This is a genomic window from Maribrevibacterium harenarium, assembly GCF_006385675.1.
In the GTDB taxonomy this organism is placed as follows: domain Bacteria; phylum Pseudomonadota; class Gammaproteobacteria; order Pseudomonadales; family Marinomonadaceae; genus Marinomonas; species Marinomonas harenarium.
Map to the genome: position 1 here is coordinate 1 of NZ_VFRR01000012.1, position 15,620 is coordinate 15,620.

At 46.8% G+C, this 15,620-nt stretch carries 13 protein-coding genes; 4 read left to right on the top strand and 9 right to left on the bottom strand.

What is annotated here, in order from left to right:
- Positions 1-222: 222 nt before the first annotated feature.
- From aspS to FJM67_RS07630, 6 genes are all read right to left on the bottom strand, one after another.
- Positions 223-1,992 (bottom strand): aspartate--tRNA ligase, encoded by a 1,770-nt coding sequence (aspS, locus tag FJM67_RS07605; protein ID WP_140588196.1) that lies wholly within the window; start codon positions 1,990-1,992, stop codon positions 223-225.
- A 160-nt stretch (positions 1,993-2,152) separates the two neighbouring features.
- Positions 2,153-2,644, bottom strand: a complete 492-nt coding sequence (locus FJM67_RS07610) for a GreA/GreB family elongation factor (protein WP_140588197.1) — start codon at positions 2,642-2,644, stop codon at positions 2,153-2,155.
- Between the two features lie 74 nt (positions 2,645-2,718).
- A complete protein-coding gene (gene cysN / locus FJM67_RS07615) occupies positions 2,719-4,320 on the bottom strand; it encodes a sulfate adenylyltransferase subunit CysN (protein WP_140588198.1) in 1,602 nt (533 codons plus the stop codon).
- An 18-nt stretch (positions 4,321-4,338) separates the two neighbouring features.
- A complete protein-coding gene (cysD, locus tag FJM67_RS07620; protein WP_140588199.1) occupies positions 4,339-5,247 on the bottom strand; it encodes a sulfate adenylyltransferase subunit CysD in 909 nt (302 codons plus the stop codon).
- Between the two features lie 156 nt (positions 5,248-5,403).
- The gene (gene trhP, locus FJM67_RS07625; RefSeq protein WP_140588200.1) at positions 5,404-6,768 is read right to left on the bottom strand and encodes a prephenate-dependent tRNA uridine(34) hydroxylase TrhP; all 1,365 of its coding nucleotides are present in this window, start codon (positions 6,766-6,768) and stop codon (positions 5,404-5,406) included.
- Between the two features lie 117 nt (positions 6,769-6,885).
- The gene (locus FJM67_RS07630; RefSeq protein ID WP_140588201.1) at positions 6,886-7,857 is read right to left on the bottom strand and encodes a coiled-coil domain-containing protein; all 972 of its coding nucleotides are present in this window, start codon (positions 7,855-7,857) and stop codon (positions 6,886-6,888) included.
- A 148-nt stretch (positions 7,858-8,005) separates the two neighbouring features.
- On the opposite strand from FJM67_RS07630, the gene FJM67_RS07635 reads away from it, so the two are divergent.
- The 4 genes from FJM67_RS07635 (at position 8,006) to fusA (ending at position 12,872) form a co-directional block, all read left to right on the top strand.
- A complete protein-coding gene (locus FJM67_RS07635) occupies positions 8,006-8,590 on the top strand; it encodes a superoxide dismutase (protein ID WP_140588202.1) in 585 nt (194 codons plus the stop codon).
- A 187-nt stretch (positions 8,591-8,777) separates the two neighbouring features.
- The gene (locus tag FJM67_RS07640) at positions 8,778-9,443 is read left to right on the top strand and encodes a TIGR04211 family SH3 domain-containing protein (protein WP_140588203.1); all 666 of its coding nucleotides are present in this window, start codon (positions 8,778-8,780) and stop codon (positions 9,441-9,443) included.
- 21 nt (positions 9,444-9,464) lie between these two features.
- Positions 9,465-10,634, top strand: coding sequence for a cation:proton antiporter domain-containing protein (locus tag FJM67_RS07645; protein ID WP_140588204.1), 1,170 nt, complete (start codon positions 9,465-9,467; stop codon positions 10,632-10,634).
- Positions 10,635-10,781: 147 nt separating this feature from the next.
- Positions 10,782-12,872 (top strand): elongation factor G, encoded by a 2,091-nt coding sequence (gene fusA / locus FJM67_RS07650; RefSeq protein WP_140588205.1) that lies wholly within the window; start codon positions 10,782-10,784, stop codon positions 12,870-12,872.
- A 71-nt stretch (positions 12,873-12,943) separates the two neighbouring features.
- On the opposite strand, the gene FJM67_RS07655 is transcribed toward fusA, so the two are convergent.
- The 3 genes from FJM67_RS07655 to minE all read right to left on the bottom strand — a co-directional run bounded on the left by FJM67_RS07655 (position 12,944) and on the right by minE (position 15,617).
- Positions 12,944-13,996, bottom strand: coding sequence for an aldo/keto reductase (locus tag FJM67_RS07655; RefSeq protein ID WP_140588206.1), 1,053 nt, complete (start codon positions 13,994-13,996; stop codon positions 12,944-12,946).
- A gap of 99 nt (positions 13,997-14,095) precedes the next feature.
- The gene (locus FJM67_RS07660; RefSeq protein ID WP_140588207.1) at positions 14,096-15,256 is read right to left on the bottom strand and encodes a cytochrome-c peroxidase; all 1,161 of its coding nucleotides are present in this window, start codon (positions 15,254-15,256) and stop codon (positions 14,096-14,098) included.
- 106 nt (positions 15,257-15,362) lie between these two features.
- On the bottom strand, positions 15,363-15,617 hold the full coding sequence (minE, locus tag FJM67_RS07665; protein ID WP_140588208.1) for a cell division topological specificity factor MinE: 255 nt from the start codon (positions 15,615-15,617) through the stop codon (positions 15,363-15,365).
- Positions 15,618-15,620 lie beyond the last annotated feature (3 nt).

Genomic DNA, 15,620 nt, shown 5'->3' on the forward strand with positions numbered 1-15,620 from the left:
TCATGCTTGAGCTTCTTCAGCTCTGCGTATGTGAGTTCTTCAAGATGTGGGAGAATACTGCGAAGGCGTTGAGTGCTCATGAAGGCTCCGGTGCATCTGGACTACAGTTTTCAGCATAGACCACCAACACTCAAATGCAACACAGCCATATTTGACCAGCCACCCAACTAAGATGCAACAAAAAAGGCCGCAGATGAGCGGCCTTTTCAACAAACAGAATACTTATTCAGTAACTGGTTTACGTACGCGAATACTTAGCTCTTTAAGCTGCTTTTCGCTTACTTCGCCAGGTGCTTGGGTTAATAGACAGGTCGCACTTTGTGTTTTCGGGAAAGCGATAACGTCGCGGATTGAAGAGGAACCAGTCATCAACATTACCAGACGATCCAAGCCGAACGCTAGACCGCCATGTGGTGGAGCACCAAACTTCAACGCATCCAACAGGAAGCCGAATTTCTCACGCTGTTCTTCTGGAGAAATATTCAGCAATCCAAATACAGTTTGCTGCATCTCAGCTTGGTGAATACGAATAGAACCACCACCCAACTCCGTGCCATTCAAGACCATGTCATAAGCTTGGGAAAGCGCTTCCAGTGGCTTCGCTTGTAGCTCTTCTGGGGAACAAGAAGGAGCGGTGAATGGGTGGTGAATGGCAGTTACGCCACCATCCGGTGTTTCTTCAAACATCGGGAAATCAACAACCCAAAGAGGCGCCCACTCGCAAGTGTACAGATCAAGATCAGCACCAAGCTTGCAACGTAGTGCACCAAGAGCCTCGTTTACAATCGATGCCTTATCAGCACCAAAGAAAATCAAGTCACCGTCTTCTGCCGCTACACGATCAAGCAATGCTTGACGCACTTCTGTTGGCAAGAACTTAACGATTGGCGACTGTAAACCTTCTTCCAGATCAGATTTGTCATTCACCTTAATGTAAGCCAAACCTTTGGCACCATAGATACCAACAAATTTCGTATATTCGTCAATCTGCTTACGGGTTAACGCATTGCCACCAGGAACTTTTAGGGCCGCTACACGACCTTTAGGATCAGCTGCGGGGCCTGAGAAAACCTTGAAGTCTACTTCTGTCATCAGATCCGAAACAGTTTCGATAGTAAGCGGAATACGTAGATCGGGCTTATCTGAGCCGTATTTTTCCATTGCCTCAGAGAACGGCATGCGTGGAAACTCGCCAAGATCAACACCTTTTAACTCTTTGAACAAGTTAGAAATCATTCCTTCAGTTAGGGACATAATATCTTCTTGCCCTAAGAAAGAGGTTTCCAAGTCGATCTGAGTAAATTCAGGCTGACGGTCGGCACGCAAATCTTCGTCACGGAAACACTTAGCAATTTGGTAATAACGGTCAAAACCAGACACCATCAGCAACTGTTTAAACAACTGTGGCGATTGCGGCAAAGCAAAGAAGCTACCCTGATGAGTACGGCTTGGCACCAAGTAGTCACGGGCACCTTCTGGTGTTGCACGGGTCAAGATCGGCGTTTCAATGTCTAGGAAGCCATTTTCATCCAAGTAGCGACGCAATACGGAAGTCACTTTAGAACGGAAGCGCAGTTTCTGCTGAATTTCAGGGCGACGCAAATCTACGAAGCGGTTTTTCAAACGTACGTCTTCGCCAACTGATTGGTGCTCATCCAACTGGAACGGAGGCGTAGCGGATTTATTCAGGATTTCTAGCTCATGACCCAATAGCTCAATTTCGCCTGTCGTCATGTTCGCGTTAGTGGTGCCTTCTGGACGAGCGCGCACTAGACCAGTTACTTTTACTACATACTCATTACGCACACTATCAGCTAATGCAAAACTCTCGGCACGATCCGGATCAAACACCACTTGCGTGATACCTTCACGGTCACGCAAATCAAGGAAGATCACCCCGCCGTGGTCACGGCGACGATGCACCCAACCACACAAAGTAACGATTTCTGAGATATTTTTCGCTGTTAATTCGCCGCAATAATGGCTGCGCATAATGTGTACCTTATTACTGTCTCGTTCTGAGAATAAGTGACAATTGTTCACTGCCTGCCTAGTTGTCGCCGAAAATAGAGGCAAGCAGCCAGATGAATACGGATATAAAGGGTCGGTATTATATGCTAAGGGATAAACTCTCTCTAGAGCCCCAACGCATTTAATCGATAAAGTGTGCTATCTCAATAATAGCAGCATGGTGTTCAACGCCTTTTCGCATCAGTCGAATCTCGTCATCCAAACGCTTACCAATTAACTGTTTTCCAATTGGAGACTGGGTGGTCACCAAGGTAATGTCTTTACCATCAAACTGACATTGCAAACCACCTAATCGCTCTGCCAGTAGAAACCAACTCACTACACCAGTGTCCAACTCCAATTCCACTAATGCACCGCTTCGCACCTCATCACCAGATACTAGAATTAGCGACTTCACATATTGCAAATCTTCCTTCATCTGCTCTACACGTGCGGCTTGACCGTGGGCCAAATAGGAGTTTTCCAAACCAAAGGTATCCCATTTGGTTTCTGCCGTTGATTCGGCATCGGTAGCCGCGGCTTTAGCTTCCTCGGCGGCCCGCTGCGCTAGCGCCAGACGATCCGCCACTAATTCAACTAAGCAAGCCCGGAGTTTAGCTGCACTCACTCTCATTTATTCCGCCCCAATAAAAAAACGCGCCAATGTTACCATTAGCGCGCTTTCATTTAAGATAAATGTTGCCGCAATTACAGGGACACGAGTGCCACTATCTGTTCAACCGCTTCATCTACTTTAGTTGCAGAAACGGTCAGGTCCCCTTCTCCGTTTGCAGTAACCAAAATTACGACACCGGTCTGTTTCAGCTGGGATAGCACATCGCCGCTAGCTGCAGTGGCCAACGCCACAACGCCGCGTTTTAGTAGGGCTCGCTCCAACTCTGTCGGCTCAACACCATCTACAGCAACAATGGCTGGCTTTTGACCGAGACGAGCAGCGCGCTCTTCCGCTGTTACTGGGCCGTTCGCATCCACCTCTGCTGCAACATCCTCAACCATACCCGCGCCGACAGTCACGTTGGAAAGGCGATCAATCACTATCAACGCCCCGGTTAGACGACTGTCTTGGTATTTATCAAAGGCGACTGGCGCATCGAACTGCAAATCGCAATCAGCAATAACGTTTAATTCCAATCTATCTACTTGAGAATGCTCTAGGGTGTTCACATCCACTCGATGATTGATTTTGGTGACTTTACCCGGAACCGTCTGAGTACCGATTTTGAAGTCATATAGTTTACCTGGCACCAATGGCTGCTCCGCCATCCATACGACGGATGCACGCATTGCAGTACTAATGCTTGGCTCATCACCAACATGTACAAGCATGTCGCCACGACTAACGTCAATTTCGTCTGCCAATGTGATGGTCACCGCTTGGCCAGCTTTTGCTACATCAAGACTACCGTCATAGGTCACAATCTCTGCCACAGTCGAGCGCTTACCAGAAGGCAACGCCACCACTGCATCACCCGGCTTAACCTGACCAGCAGCAACGGTGCCGGAAAAACCACGAAAATCTAGGTTTGGTCGGTTAACATATTGCACCGGGAAGCGGAACGAGTCTTTCTTCACATCACGGTCAATTTGTACCGACTCTAGAATTTGCATCAAAGGCCCACCTTGATACCAAGGCGTGGCTGCCGATGCATTTACCACGTTATCGCCACGTAGCGCTGACATTGGCACAAAGTAAACATCTTCCGGTTTACGATCACCAAGCCACTCAAGGAAAGCTAAGTAATCGGCACGAATTTGATTGAAGCGCTCCTCAGAGAAGTCAACCAAGTCCATTTTATTTACCGCTACCACGACGTGCTTAATGCCGAGTAACGAGGCGATGTAACTGTGACGACGGGTCTGCGTTTGCACCCCGTAACGGGCATCGATAAGAATAACAGCCAAGTCGCAAGTCGATGCGCCAGTCGCCATGTTGCGCGTGTATTGCTCGTGCCCTGGAGTATCGGCGATGATAAATTTGCGCTTTTCAGTGGAAAAATAACGGTACGCCACATCAATGGTGATACCTTGCTCACGCTCCGCCTGCAAGCCATCCACTAGCAACGCCAAATCCACTTCTTCGCCTTGGGTGCCCGATTTTTTACTGTCACGCTTTACCGCGTCCAAATGATCTTCATAGATCAGCTTAGAGTCATGCAATAAACGGCCGATAAGGGTACTTTTACCATCATCCACATTGCCACAGGTTAGCAGGCGAAGTAGGTCTTTCTCTTCATGCTGTTTTAGGTAGCCAAGGATATCCTGACTGATCAATTCTGACTGATGAGACATGTGTTCTACTCCAACCTTTTAGAAATAACCTTGCTTTTTCTTTTCTTCCATCGAGCCAGCGGAGTCATGATCAATGACACGGCCTTGGCGCTCGGAACTCTTCGTCAACAGCATTTCCTGAATGATTTCAGGTAAGGTATCCGCCTCAGACTCTACAGCACCTGTTAGGGGGTAGCAGCCAAGGGTACGGAAACGTACTGATTTCATTTCTGGAACTTCACCCTCCTTAAGGGGCATACGCTCGTCATCCACCATGATCTGAACACCATCACGCTCTACAACTGGGCGCTTCGCAGCAAAGTACAAAGGCACAATTGGAATGCTTTCTAGGTAGATGTATTGCCAAATATCCAGCTCAGTCCAGTTAGAAAGCGGGAATACGCGGATACTCTCACCCTTGTTCACCTTGCCATTGTAGATATTCCAAAGCTCTGGGCGCTGGTTCTTAGGATCCCAGCGATGTTTGCTATCACGGAAAGAGTACACCCGCTCTTTGGCACGGGACTTTTCTTCATCACGGCGCGCGCCACCAAAGGCTGCGTCAAAACCGTACTTATCAAGCGCTTGTTTTAGCCCTTGGGTTTTCATCACATCGGTATGCTTAGCGCTACCATGAGTAAATGGACCAATGCCTTGCGCAACGCCCTCTGGATTTTGATGTACCAACAACTCAAGACCTAGCTTAGCAACCATCTCATCCCGAAATTTGATCATTTCCTTGAATTTCCATCCTGTATCCACATGCAGCAATGGAAAGGGTGGCTTACCGGGATAAAAGGCTTTCATTGCCAAATGCAGCATCACCGCAGAGTCTTTACCAATGGAGTACAGCATGACAGGGTTATCAAACTCTGCTGCCACCTCGCGGATGATATGGATACTTTCAGCTTCAAGCTGCTTTAGGTGTGTCAGTCTCGCCTCGGTCATAGTTATCTCGTCTTAATGTGGTAAGGCTAATGTATTGGCGCAACTATAACATGCCTTATAGTTATAAAAACCACATAAAATAGATTGAAATGAAATATAGATATTAAAAAAGGCTCACAAGGAGCCTTTCAATACACTGATTTTAGGTAGATACCGTTAAATAGTTTGCCCGGCAGGCAAATTACGCATTACCAAGCCATAAGCTACATCTTGTGGCTCTAAATCCAACGGAATGCGAACCACATAACCGCTGCCCGGAGCCACATCCATTCGCTCCCCTTTGGTATTTTCCATTGCAGGAATGGTGTAGTTCACACTACCCTGAGGAGTGATTAATTCAATCGAATCTCCTACTTTGAAACGGTTTTTAACATCAATGGTCAACCAACCGTTATTCCAATCCAGCATTTCACCAACAAACTGTTGGCGATCAGAAATAGAGTTACCATATTGGTAATTCTGGTATTGGTCATGCACATGGCGGCGGTAAAAGCCTTCGGTGTAGCCGCGGTTAGCAAGACCTTCGAGCTTACCCATTAATGACATATCAAAGGGCTGCCCATGAAGAGCATCATCAATCGCTTTACGATATAGCTGCGCCGTACGAGCCGCATAGAAATGGGACTTGGTGCGCCCTTCAATTTTTAGAGAATGAACCCCCATCTCGATAAGCTTTTCCACATGCTGGATCGCACGCAAATCACGACTATTCATGATGTAGGTGCCGTGCTCATCCTCGAAGGCCGGCATAAATTCGCCTTCACGACCTTGCTCCCGCAATAAGACTATGTCATCAAATGGCTTACCCTCGCCCAAGGTTGGCGCAACATATCCTTTCGGGTCAAAGTCCTGCACGCCTTTCAAGTGACTACCATCGGCAGGTACCACATCGCCATTTTCATCTTGCACTGCCGCTTTCACATCATATTGCCAGCGGCAAGAGTTGGTACAGGTACCTTGGTTTGGGTCACGGCGATTGAAGTAACCAGACAGCAAGCAGCGACCAGAGTAAGCTATACACAAAGAGCCATGGACAAAGGTCTCGATTTCCATCTCTGGAACCATTTGACGAATCTCGCCCACTTCTTCCAGTGATAACTCACGGGACAAAATCACCCGAGATAGACCAAAGTTATGCCAGAATTTAACTGAGGCCCAGTTAACCGCGTTCGCCTGCACCGACAGATGGATTGGCATATCCGGCCACTGCTCTTTGATCAGCATCATTAACCCCGGATCAGACATAATCAGCGCATCTGGCTGCATCTCTATGACCGGTGCCATGTCTTTCAAGAAAGTCTTAATTTTGGAATTATGGGGCGCGATGTTTGTCGCCACATACAGTTTCTTTCCTTGCTGATGGGCTTCTTCAATACCAGTCGCAAGATTTGCCATATCAAAGTCATTGTTGCGCACGCGCAAACTGTAGCGGGGCTGTCCCGCGTAAACCGCATCAGCGCCATAGGCGTATGCATAACGCATATTTTTTAGCGTGCCAGCAGGAGAAAGTAACTCAGTCATAAGATTTTTTGATAGCAGGAAGTTGAGATGGGCGCATTCTATCCAAATGCGCCTAGACGGCAAAGATGAACATAAAAAAAGGCCGCCACCTGCGACCTTTCTTGATTTAGATCAAAATTACTGCCCTAAGGATTGGTCCAAGAACAGCTGATTCACTTGGCGCTTGAGCACATCGATGTCTTGCAAAACCTGGGCACGGAAAGAATCCATGGATACGACAGCATCAGTCAACTCAGCCACCTGTTCGCTAGTTGCACCGTTGTTTGCTGCGACGGCAGGTTTAGATGCTGCTACCTTGAGCCCATCTACGTCTTTGACCAACGTTTGATTTGCCGCTTCTAAGGCAACGGTTTGTTCTCGTACAGCAGCCACTGCTGACTGCAATTGGGCGAACTGCTGATCCTTTTGTCCGAGCGCGACCTGCACGCCTTGAGCTTGCGTATCGAGGATTTCCTGTCGCCCTTGAATTGCACTTAACTGTTGAGCCTGCTCAGCAGCTTGGGTTTCGAGCAACTTAGATGATTCAAGCAACCGCTGATAAGCTGCCTCAATTTCATTGAACGCATCTCCCTGGATTGCCACTAGCTTGCCCTGAGTCGAAACAGACTCGCGCACTGCAGAGAGCTTTTCTTCTACCGCAGCTAGCTTGTCATTGATTTCTTTAATCGCTTTACGGTTGCGGTCGTTAGCCACACCCCATAATTTACGAATCTCAGAGTCATGCAATTTGAGGGTTTCCTCAACCGTGTCACCAATTTCTCCTACTGATACGTCAGCAGCAATCAACTGATGTCCTAAATCCTTAATTTCGTTTCGAGCCGCGGCCAACTCAGCAGTTAACAGCAGGTTTTGTTGCCACAACCAAAAACCTGCCCCTCCAGCGGCAACACTCAAAACGACAATCAAAAAGTACACACCAAACAAACTTTGTCGCTTTTGTACCGACGGAGCAGGTTTAGTCGGGGCAGGACGTGCTGGAGGAGGATTTAGTTTACGCTTCGGGGCACCTTGCTTTGCTGTCTGACGAGCCAACACCTCATCTTGATCAAGCGATAAGCTCGGAATCTCTACATCGTCATCTTTACGCATAGGTATTCACTAATTTACAAAAACTATGAAACAAATAACCTTACGAACTGAGTGAATATAACTTTGCTCAGTTAAGTGCTAGTATCTAACCACCATTAACTGCTTGATAACAAGCACTTTTCGTTTTTACAAAGCAAGGAGAAAAGAAATGGCATTTGAGTTACCTGCTCTACCATACGCAAAAGACGCACTTGAGCCACACATGTCTCAAGAAACTCTTGAGTTCCACCACGGCAAGCACCACAACACTTATGTTGTTAAATTGAACGGTCTTGTTCCTGGCACTGAATACGAAGGCAAGTCTCTTGAAGAAATCATTGCTGCCGCTCCAGCTGGCCCTGTGTTTAACAACGCAGCGCAAATTTGGAACCACACTTTCTTCTGGAACAGCCTAAGCCCAAATGGCGGCGGCGAGCCTACTGGCGCATTGGCTGATGCTATCAACGCTAAATGGGGTTCTTTCGCTGCGTTCCAGGAAGAGTTCAACGACAAAGCAGTAAACAATTTCGGTTCTAGCTGGACTTGGTTAGTAAAAACCGCTGAAGGTGCTTTGGAAATCGTCAACACTAGTAACGCTGGCACACCGCTAACAAATGGTCAAACTCCTTTGATCACTGTTGACTTGTGGGAACACGCTTACTACATCGACTACCGCAACGTGCGTCCTGACTACCTGAAAGGTTTCTGGGCACTTGCAAACTGGGAATTTGCTGCTGCGAACTTCGCTGCTTAATTTCCAAACAAAGCGCGGTTCGCCGCGCTTTGTTTTCTTTATCGCCTTTATTTCTCGCCTAATCCAACGTATTTCACCCACCAATCGCTTTGATGTGACCATCATTTAATCTTATATAGGTTGCACTCAGACAGTCAGCCGATTATCGTACTCTGCTAGAAGTAGTTGATTGTTAAAGGGTATTGACGTGCTGAAGAATTTTACCATAGGGCTCTTAGCCTGCGCCTGCTTAACCTCATTAGCGAAGGCCGAAACCATTTACGTGTCCGACATCCAATTTGTTGCCATCCGAGAAGGACAGAATAACAGTACCCGTGCTGTTGAACGGGGCATCAAGAGCGGTACACCATTAGAGGTCTTGGCGCGGGATCAAGGTTACGTGCAAGTACGTACGCCCGAAGGCAATGTGGGATGGATTGCGGATTATTTCACCACCGAAGACATGGTGAGTCGCGACCTACTTGTGTCATTACAAAATCAGCTTGCTGAAGCCAAATCTGCGCAAGCCAATATCAATGAAGCCTTACTCGAAGCCAGAAATGACAACGAAACACTGTCACAAACGGTGGCAAATCTAACTCAACAAAAGCAATCTTTAGAGACGCAACTGCTGGAAGTAAAGCAGCTTGCCGATCGCGCTCGAACTATTGTAGCTAATAATGAAGAGAATGCTTACAAGATCGAGTCATTAAATCAGCAATTAGCAGCGATTCAGCAGGAGAACTTGGCCATCACCTCTTCCCATGAACAACGCTGGTTTGTCATCGGGGCTGGGACCATTTTCGGCGGCATATTGCTTGGGTTGCTGTTACCCATGACTCGACGCAAAAAAGTATCTAATTCAAGCTGGTAATTCAGCTCCCAGAGGAGCCTTATGGAAGCTTCCATAGTCCACTCGTTTTTTTTGATCTTTGCCGGCGCCGCAGTAGTGGCGTCTTTGGCATTGTTCACCAAGCAACCATTAATCATTGCTTATATTGCATTGGGGGCATTAATCGGGCCATCTGGGCTTTCATATATCAATGAACCCAAACTGATGGATGAAATGTCCCACATCGGGATCATTTTCTTACTGTTCTTGCTCGGCCTAGATATGCAACCTAGCCATCTACTGAATATGCTGAAAAAAGCATCTTGGGTTGCTCTGGCTTCTTCCGCTGTTTTTGCGTTGCTCGGTTATGTTATTACCTTGGCATTTGGCTACACCACGACAGAAGCGATAATCGTCGGGGTTGCGATGATGTTTTCCAGTACGATTGTCTGCATCAAATTATTACCCACTACCGTGCTCCACCATAAACACACGGGAGAATTGGTTGTTGGCTTGCTTTTGCTCCAAGACATGATTGCAATCGCTGTATTATTGGTTTTATACGCGGTTGGCGGTCAGGAGCAATCCAGCTACCTAAATTACCTCATTCCGGTAATTGGCCTACCGCTGTTAATCGGCGTCTCGTTTGTTTTTGTAAAGTACATTTTGCTGCGTTTAATTGCACGATTCGATCGCTACCATGAATACATTTTCTTGTTGTCGATTGGCTGGTGCTTGGCGATGGCGGTAGTGGCAGAAACAGCTGGTTTATCTGCAGAGATGGGCGCATTCGTGGCTGGTGTCGCGTTAGCAACGAGCCCAATTTCCCAATATATCGCTACCAATCTAAAGCCATTACGGGACTTTTTCCTGATTCTGTTTTTCTTCTCCATAGGTGCTAGTTTCAACTTAGACTTGCTACCGCTGGTGATTGTGCCGGCGCTGTTGCTCGCACTGACATCGTTGGCATTAAAACCGGTGACCTTTCGCTTTTTGCTTAAAGGGCTGAAGGAAGACCCCAGCACTAGCTGGGAAGTTGGCTTTCGCCTTGGCCAAGTGAGCGAATTCTCGTTACTTATCGCCTATCTGGCCGCTTCGATTGGCATGATAGGTACCGAAGTAAGTCACGTTATTCAGGCAACGGCGATTCTAAGTTTCGCCCTGTCCACCTATGTAGTGATCCTCAACTTCCCCAATCCAATCGCCATTTCAGATCGATTAAGACGCGATTAGATTGACAACTTCGGAATGGGGCCGAATAGCCCCTTTCTTTGTAGACCATAATTAATATAGAATACGCGCCAGTATTGGACTACAAAACTGCGAAGTCTTGTATACTAACGTGCACAAATTCATCCTACACTTATTCAGAGTAATGTAATGGCTGACTTATCTCTTTACAGAAACATCGGTATTTTTGCCCACGTAGACGCGGGTAAAACTACTACAACAGAACGTATCCTGAAACTTACAGGTAAAATCCACAAGATCGGTGAAGTACACGACGGCGAATCTACTACCGACTTCATGGAACAGGAAGCTGAACGTGGTATCACCATCCAGTCTGCTGCTGTAACCTGTGAATGGAATGGTCACCGCCTAAACGTTATCGACACCCCTGGGCACGTTGACTTCACAGTTGAAGTATACCGTTCTCTTAAAGTTCTTGACGGTGGTATCGGTGTATTCTGTGGTTCTGGTGGTGTTGAGCCACAATCAGAAACTAACTGGCGCTACGCTAACGAGTCTGAAGTAGCTCGTATCATTTTCGTTAACAAACTAGACCGTTTGGGCGCTAACTTCTACCGCGTCGTAGATCAAGTTAAGAACGTACTAGCGGCAAACCCACTTGTTATGACTTTGCCAATCGGTGAAGAAGATGACTTCGTTGGTGTGGTTGACGTACTAACTAAAAAAGCTTACGTGTGGGATGACACTGGTCTGCCAGAAAACTACGAAGTGAAAGATGTCCCAGAGGACATGCTTGACAAAGTAGAAGAATACCACGAAGCCTTGATCGAAACGGCTCTTGAGCAAGACGAAGAGCTAATGATGGCTTACCTAGAAGAAGGTGAAGTTCCATCTGTAGAAGAAATCAAGCGTTGTATCCGCAAAGGTACTCGCGACCTTGCCTTCTTCCCAACTTTCTGTGGTTCTGCATTCAAAAACAAAGGTATGCAACTTGTTCTTGACGCAGTAGTAGATTACCTACCTAACCCAACAGAAGTTGATCCACAAGATCTAACTGATCCTGAAACTGGTGAGCCAACTGGTAAAAAAGCAATCGTTTCTGCTGACGAACCGCTTCGCGCCCTAGCATTCAAGATCATGGATGACCGTTTCGGTGCCCTAACCTTCATCCGTATTTACTCTGGCCGTCTTAAGAAAGGTGATACCGTTCTTAACTCTGCAACAGGTAAAACTGAACGTATCGGCCGCATGGTTGAGATGCAAGCGAACGACCGCACCGAGATTACCGAAGCGCAAGCTGGTGACATCCTAGCTGTTATCGGTATGAAGAACGTTCAAACTGGTCACACCCTATGTGATCCTAAGCACGAATGTACACTTGAAGCCATGATCTTCCCTGAGCCAGTAATTTCCATTGCTGTTCAGCCAAAAGACAAAGGCGGCAACGAGAAAATGGGTATTGCGATCGGTAAAATGGTTGCAGAAGATCCATCTTTCCAAGTTGAAACTGATGAAGAGTCTGGCGAAACCATCCTGAAAGGTATGGGTGAGCTACACTTGGATATCAAAGTAGACATCCTAAAACGTACTTACGGTGTAGATCTAATCGTTGGTCAACCACAGGTTGCTTACCGCGAAACCATTACTCGCGAAGTTGAAGACAGCTACACCCACAAGAAACAATCTGGTGGTTCTGGTCAATACGGTAAGATTGATTACCGCATCCGTCCAGGTGAGGTTGGCTCTGGCTTCAAGTTCACCTCTACTGTAGTAGGCGGTAACGTACCGAAAGAATTCTGGCCTGCAGTTGAGAAAGGCTTCAAGTCTATGATGCAAGAGGGTGTGCTAGCTGGCTACCCAGTACTTGACGTAGAAGTTGAACTGTTTGATGGTAGCTACCACGCCGTTGACTCCTCTGCGATCGCGTTCGAAATCGCTGCGAAAGGCGCTTTCCGTCAGTCTATTCCAAAAGCTGGCGCACAACTTCTTGAGCCAATCATGAAAGTTGACGTGTTCACTCCAGAAGATCACGTGGGTGACGTAATCGGTGACTTGAACCGTCGTCGCGGCATGATCAAAGACCAAGAAGCTGGCGTAACTGGCGTACGTATCAAAGCGGACGTACCGCTTTCTGAAATGTTCGGCTACATCGGTCACCTACGTACTATGACATCTGGTCGTGGTCAGTTCTCCATGGAGTTCTCTCACTACAACCCATGTCCTGCTAACGTAGCAGAAACAGTTATCGAAGCAGCTAAAGCTAAGAAAGCTGAGAAATAATCCCTAAAGATTATTTTTAAAGACACAAAAAACCCGGCGCCTGCCGGGTTTTTTATTTAAGCCATTATCCGTTAGTAAGGCGACGGATACTGACGGAACACATCGCCAATATCTTTGAGCACCTCATCACTTAACGCCAACTCGAACGCATCAATGTCTTCTTCTAGCTGCGACATGCTAGTAGAACCAATAATTGTCGATGTCACCCCATCCACTTGATCAACCCAAGCTAACGCCATCTGCACTAATGAAAGACCGTGCTTTTCTGCCACTTCTTTATAGCCTTTAATGGCTGCATTGGATTGGGCGGTATCGCGGAATAAACCATTGCGCTGAGCAAACGACCAGCGACTACCCTCAGGGCGAGCACCGTCTATGTACTTACCAGAAAGCGCTCCGGCAGCAAGTGGCGACCAAGGCAAATAAGCAACATCTTCATGAACGCAATGCTCTAGCAGATAGGGCCAATCTTTCGCATGCAACAAACTGAACTCGTTCTGCACCGATGCCACACGGGGGAGATCATATTTTTCAGCTAATTGTAAATATTGATGAATACCCCAGGTCGTATCATCCGACAAACCAAAGTGACGAATCTTACCTGCTTTAACACATACATCTAAGGCTTGTAGGATCTCTAGCATCTGCGCCACATGGGCATCACGATCAACATCTGAAAAGTTGATACGCCCAGGCCAATGCTTGGCAAAGTGAGGCGAAACTCGGTTTGGCCAATGCAACTGATAAAGATCGATATAGTCCGTTTGCAGTCGCTCTAAGGATTGATCCACTGACTTGATGACGGCTTCACCAGTTATGTCACCACCCTCACGGATGTAATGCAGTCCGTTGCCAGCGATTTTAGTCGCTAGAACAAATTCCTCGCGACGTGATGGATTGCGAGATATCCAGTCTCCTATGATCGCCTCGGTTTTACCGTAAGTTGCCGGAGACGGAGGCACAGCATACATTTCAGCCGTATCCATGAAGTTGATACCGCGAGCTAAAGCATACTCAATTTGCTGATCTGCATCCGCTTGGGTGTTTTGTGTCCCCCAGGTCATAGTACCAAGACAAACACGTGATACTTGTAAGCCTGTCTTGCCTAATTCGGTATATTTCATTAGATAGGTTCCCTCATGAATTAATTAACATGAACACTTTAATCAATGGCTTGCAGTAATACCAGAGGGAACTTTTTACACAATATGAAAGTCACTGGGTCATTGCTGTAACAGATGCTCGTAGCGCTGATCGGTTAGGGTTTTCATAAACGCCACTAACGCATCAATACGTTGATCATTCAGCGCCGGAGCGGCTTCTAGTGTCGCCAGATCGATATTTTCTGGTATCTCCGCACTCCCCCATGACTCGCCTGTCTCAGGATTAATTTGTCGTTTCGGGTTATTAAAATGATCGTAAAATTCGACTACTGTACGAAGATCTTGGAACACACCGTTGTGCATATAGGGGCCAGTTACCGCCACATTACGTAAAGTCGGCACTTTAAACTTCCCTCGCTCACTAGCATCATTTACTAGTGGGTTAGCAAATAAGCCCTCGTCAATTGGCACATTTAGACGCTCGTTTGCTGGTACCCCAATATTGCGATACTCATAGTTGGTAAAAGTTTCTCTAGCATAAAAGGGAGATTTGTTTAGCTGATGACAACTATTGCAGTTGGTAAATTGCTGAGAAAAGAATAAGGTTTTACCCAATTCTTCTTGGGGGGTAAAAGTGGCCTCACCACGCAGCATACGATCATATTTAGAGTCAAAAGGCATAAAAGATTCTGTCATTTCAAAATGGGCGATGGCATCCGTCACCGCAGCATAGACGGCACTTTCGTCCAACCAAACCGTTTCTCCATATAATTCATTGATTTGATTTACATATTGAGTGTTTTCTTGGATACGAGTAACTAACTCATGAACACTAGAAAGCTGCATCTCCACTGGATTTAAAAACGGACCCGCTGCTTGGTCTGCCAGCGTGGACGCACGCCCATCCCAGAACTGCCCACCCCGATAGACACCAGCGCTCGTTTGATGAAAAATCGGCGTCAAGGCAGCATAGCTCGCTGTTGGCGCATTACGGCCACCAGTTGAAATACCATCACTACCCACCGACACACCAAGCCTCTTTGCCTGCTCACGTCCATCAGCAAAGCCACTGGCGATATCATGGCAACTGGCACAGGACTGATTGCGATGTTTAGATAAACTAGTATCGAAAAATAAGCCAGCGCCAAGCTGGGCCTTGGGGTTAGAGGCCATAACAGGCAAATCAGACTGCTTTGCTGCTACTTTTGTAGAATCGGAAACCGAGGAGGAACAGGCGATAAGCGATGAAGCTAAAACAAGAACAGAGACAATTTTGTACATATTCACCTCAATATAAACTGAGCTAAATAGTACAAAATCGACTCGCCCTCTTCAATTAATAAGAATCTTTTTCAAATGCTAATGACAAACATCAACAATTTAGACGCTACTTGTCCGGCAAGGTCACATTAAGTTCCAAGATCGTACAATCATCCGCATTATCTATTGCGATACTTACCGCATCTTTATCCACATTAACGTATTTGCGAATGACAGCGATGATTTCTTCTTGCATTTGCGCTACATAATTAGGGCGCTGTCTTTGACTGCGCTCATGAGCAACTATAATTTGCAAACGATCCTTGGCAACGGTTGCCGAGGTTGGCTCCCCTTTTCGCTTAAAGTAATCAAACAAGCCCATTGG

Coding starts and splice junctions, on each gene's coding strand:
- aspS (WP_140588196.1), bottom strand. CDS start 1,992: ATGCGCAGCCATTATTGCGGCGAATTAACAGCGAAAAATATCTCAGAA.
- FJM67_RS07610 (WP_140588197.1), bottom strand. CDS start 2,644: ATGAGAGTGAGTGCAGCTAAACTCCGGGCTTGCTTAGTTGAATTAGTG.
- cysN (WP_140588198.1), bottom strand. CDS start 4,320: ATGTCTCATCAGTCAGAATTGATCAGTCAGGATATCCTTGGCTACCTA.
- cysD (WP_140588199.1), bottom strand. CDS start 5,247: ATGACCGAGGCGAGACTGACACACCTAAAGCAGCTTGAAGCTGAAAGT.
- trhP (WP_140588200.1), bottom strand. CDS start 6,768: ATGACTGAGTTACTTTCTCCTGCTGGCACGCTAAAAAATATGCGTTAT.
- FJM67_RS07630 (WP_140588201.1), bottom strand. CDS start 7,857: ATGCGTAAAGATGACGATGTAGAGATTCCGAGCTTATCGCTTGATCAA.
- FJM67_RS07635 (WP_140588202.1), top strand. CDS start 8,006: ATGGCATTTGAGTTACCTGCTCTACCATACGCAAAAGACGCACTTGAG.
- FJM67_RS07645 (WP_140588204.1), top strand. CDS start 9,465: ATGGAAGCTTCCATAGTCCACTCGTTTTTTTTGATCTTTGCCGGCGCC.
- fusA (WP_140588205.1), top strand. CDS start 10,782: ATGGCTGACTTATCTCTTTACAGAAACATCGGTATTTTTGCCCACGTA.
- FJM67_RS07655 (WP_140588206.1), bottom strand. CDS start 13,996: ATGAAATATACCGAATTAGGCAAGACAGGCTTACAAGTATCACGTGTT.
- FJM67_RS07660 (WP_140588207.1), bottom strand. CDS start 15,256: ATGTACAAAATTGTCTCTGTTCTTGTTTTAGCTTCATCGCTTATCGCC.
- minE (WP_140588208.1), bottom strand. CDS start 15,617: ATGGGCTTGTTTGATTACTTTAAGCGAAAAGGGGAGCCAACCTCGGCA.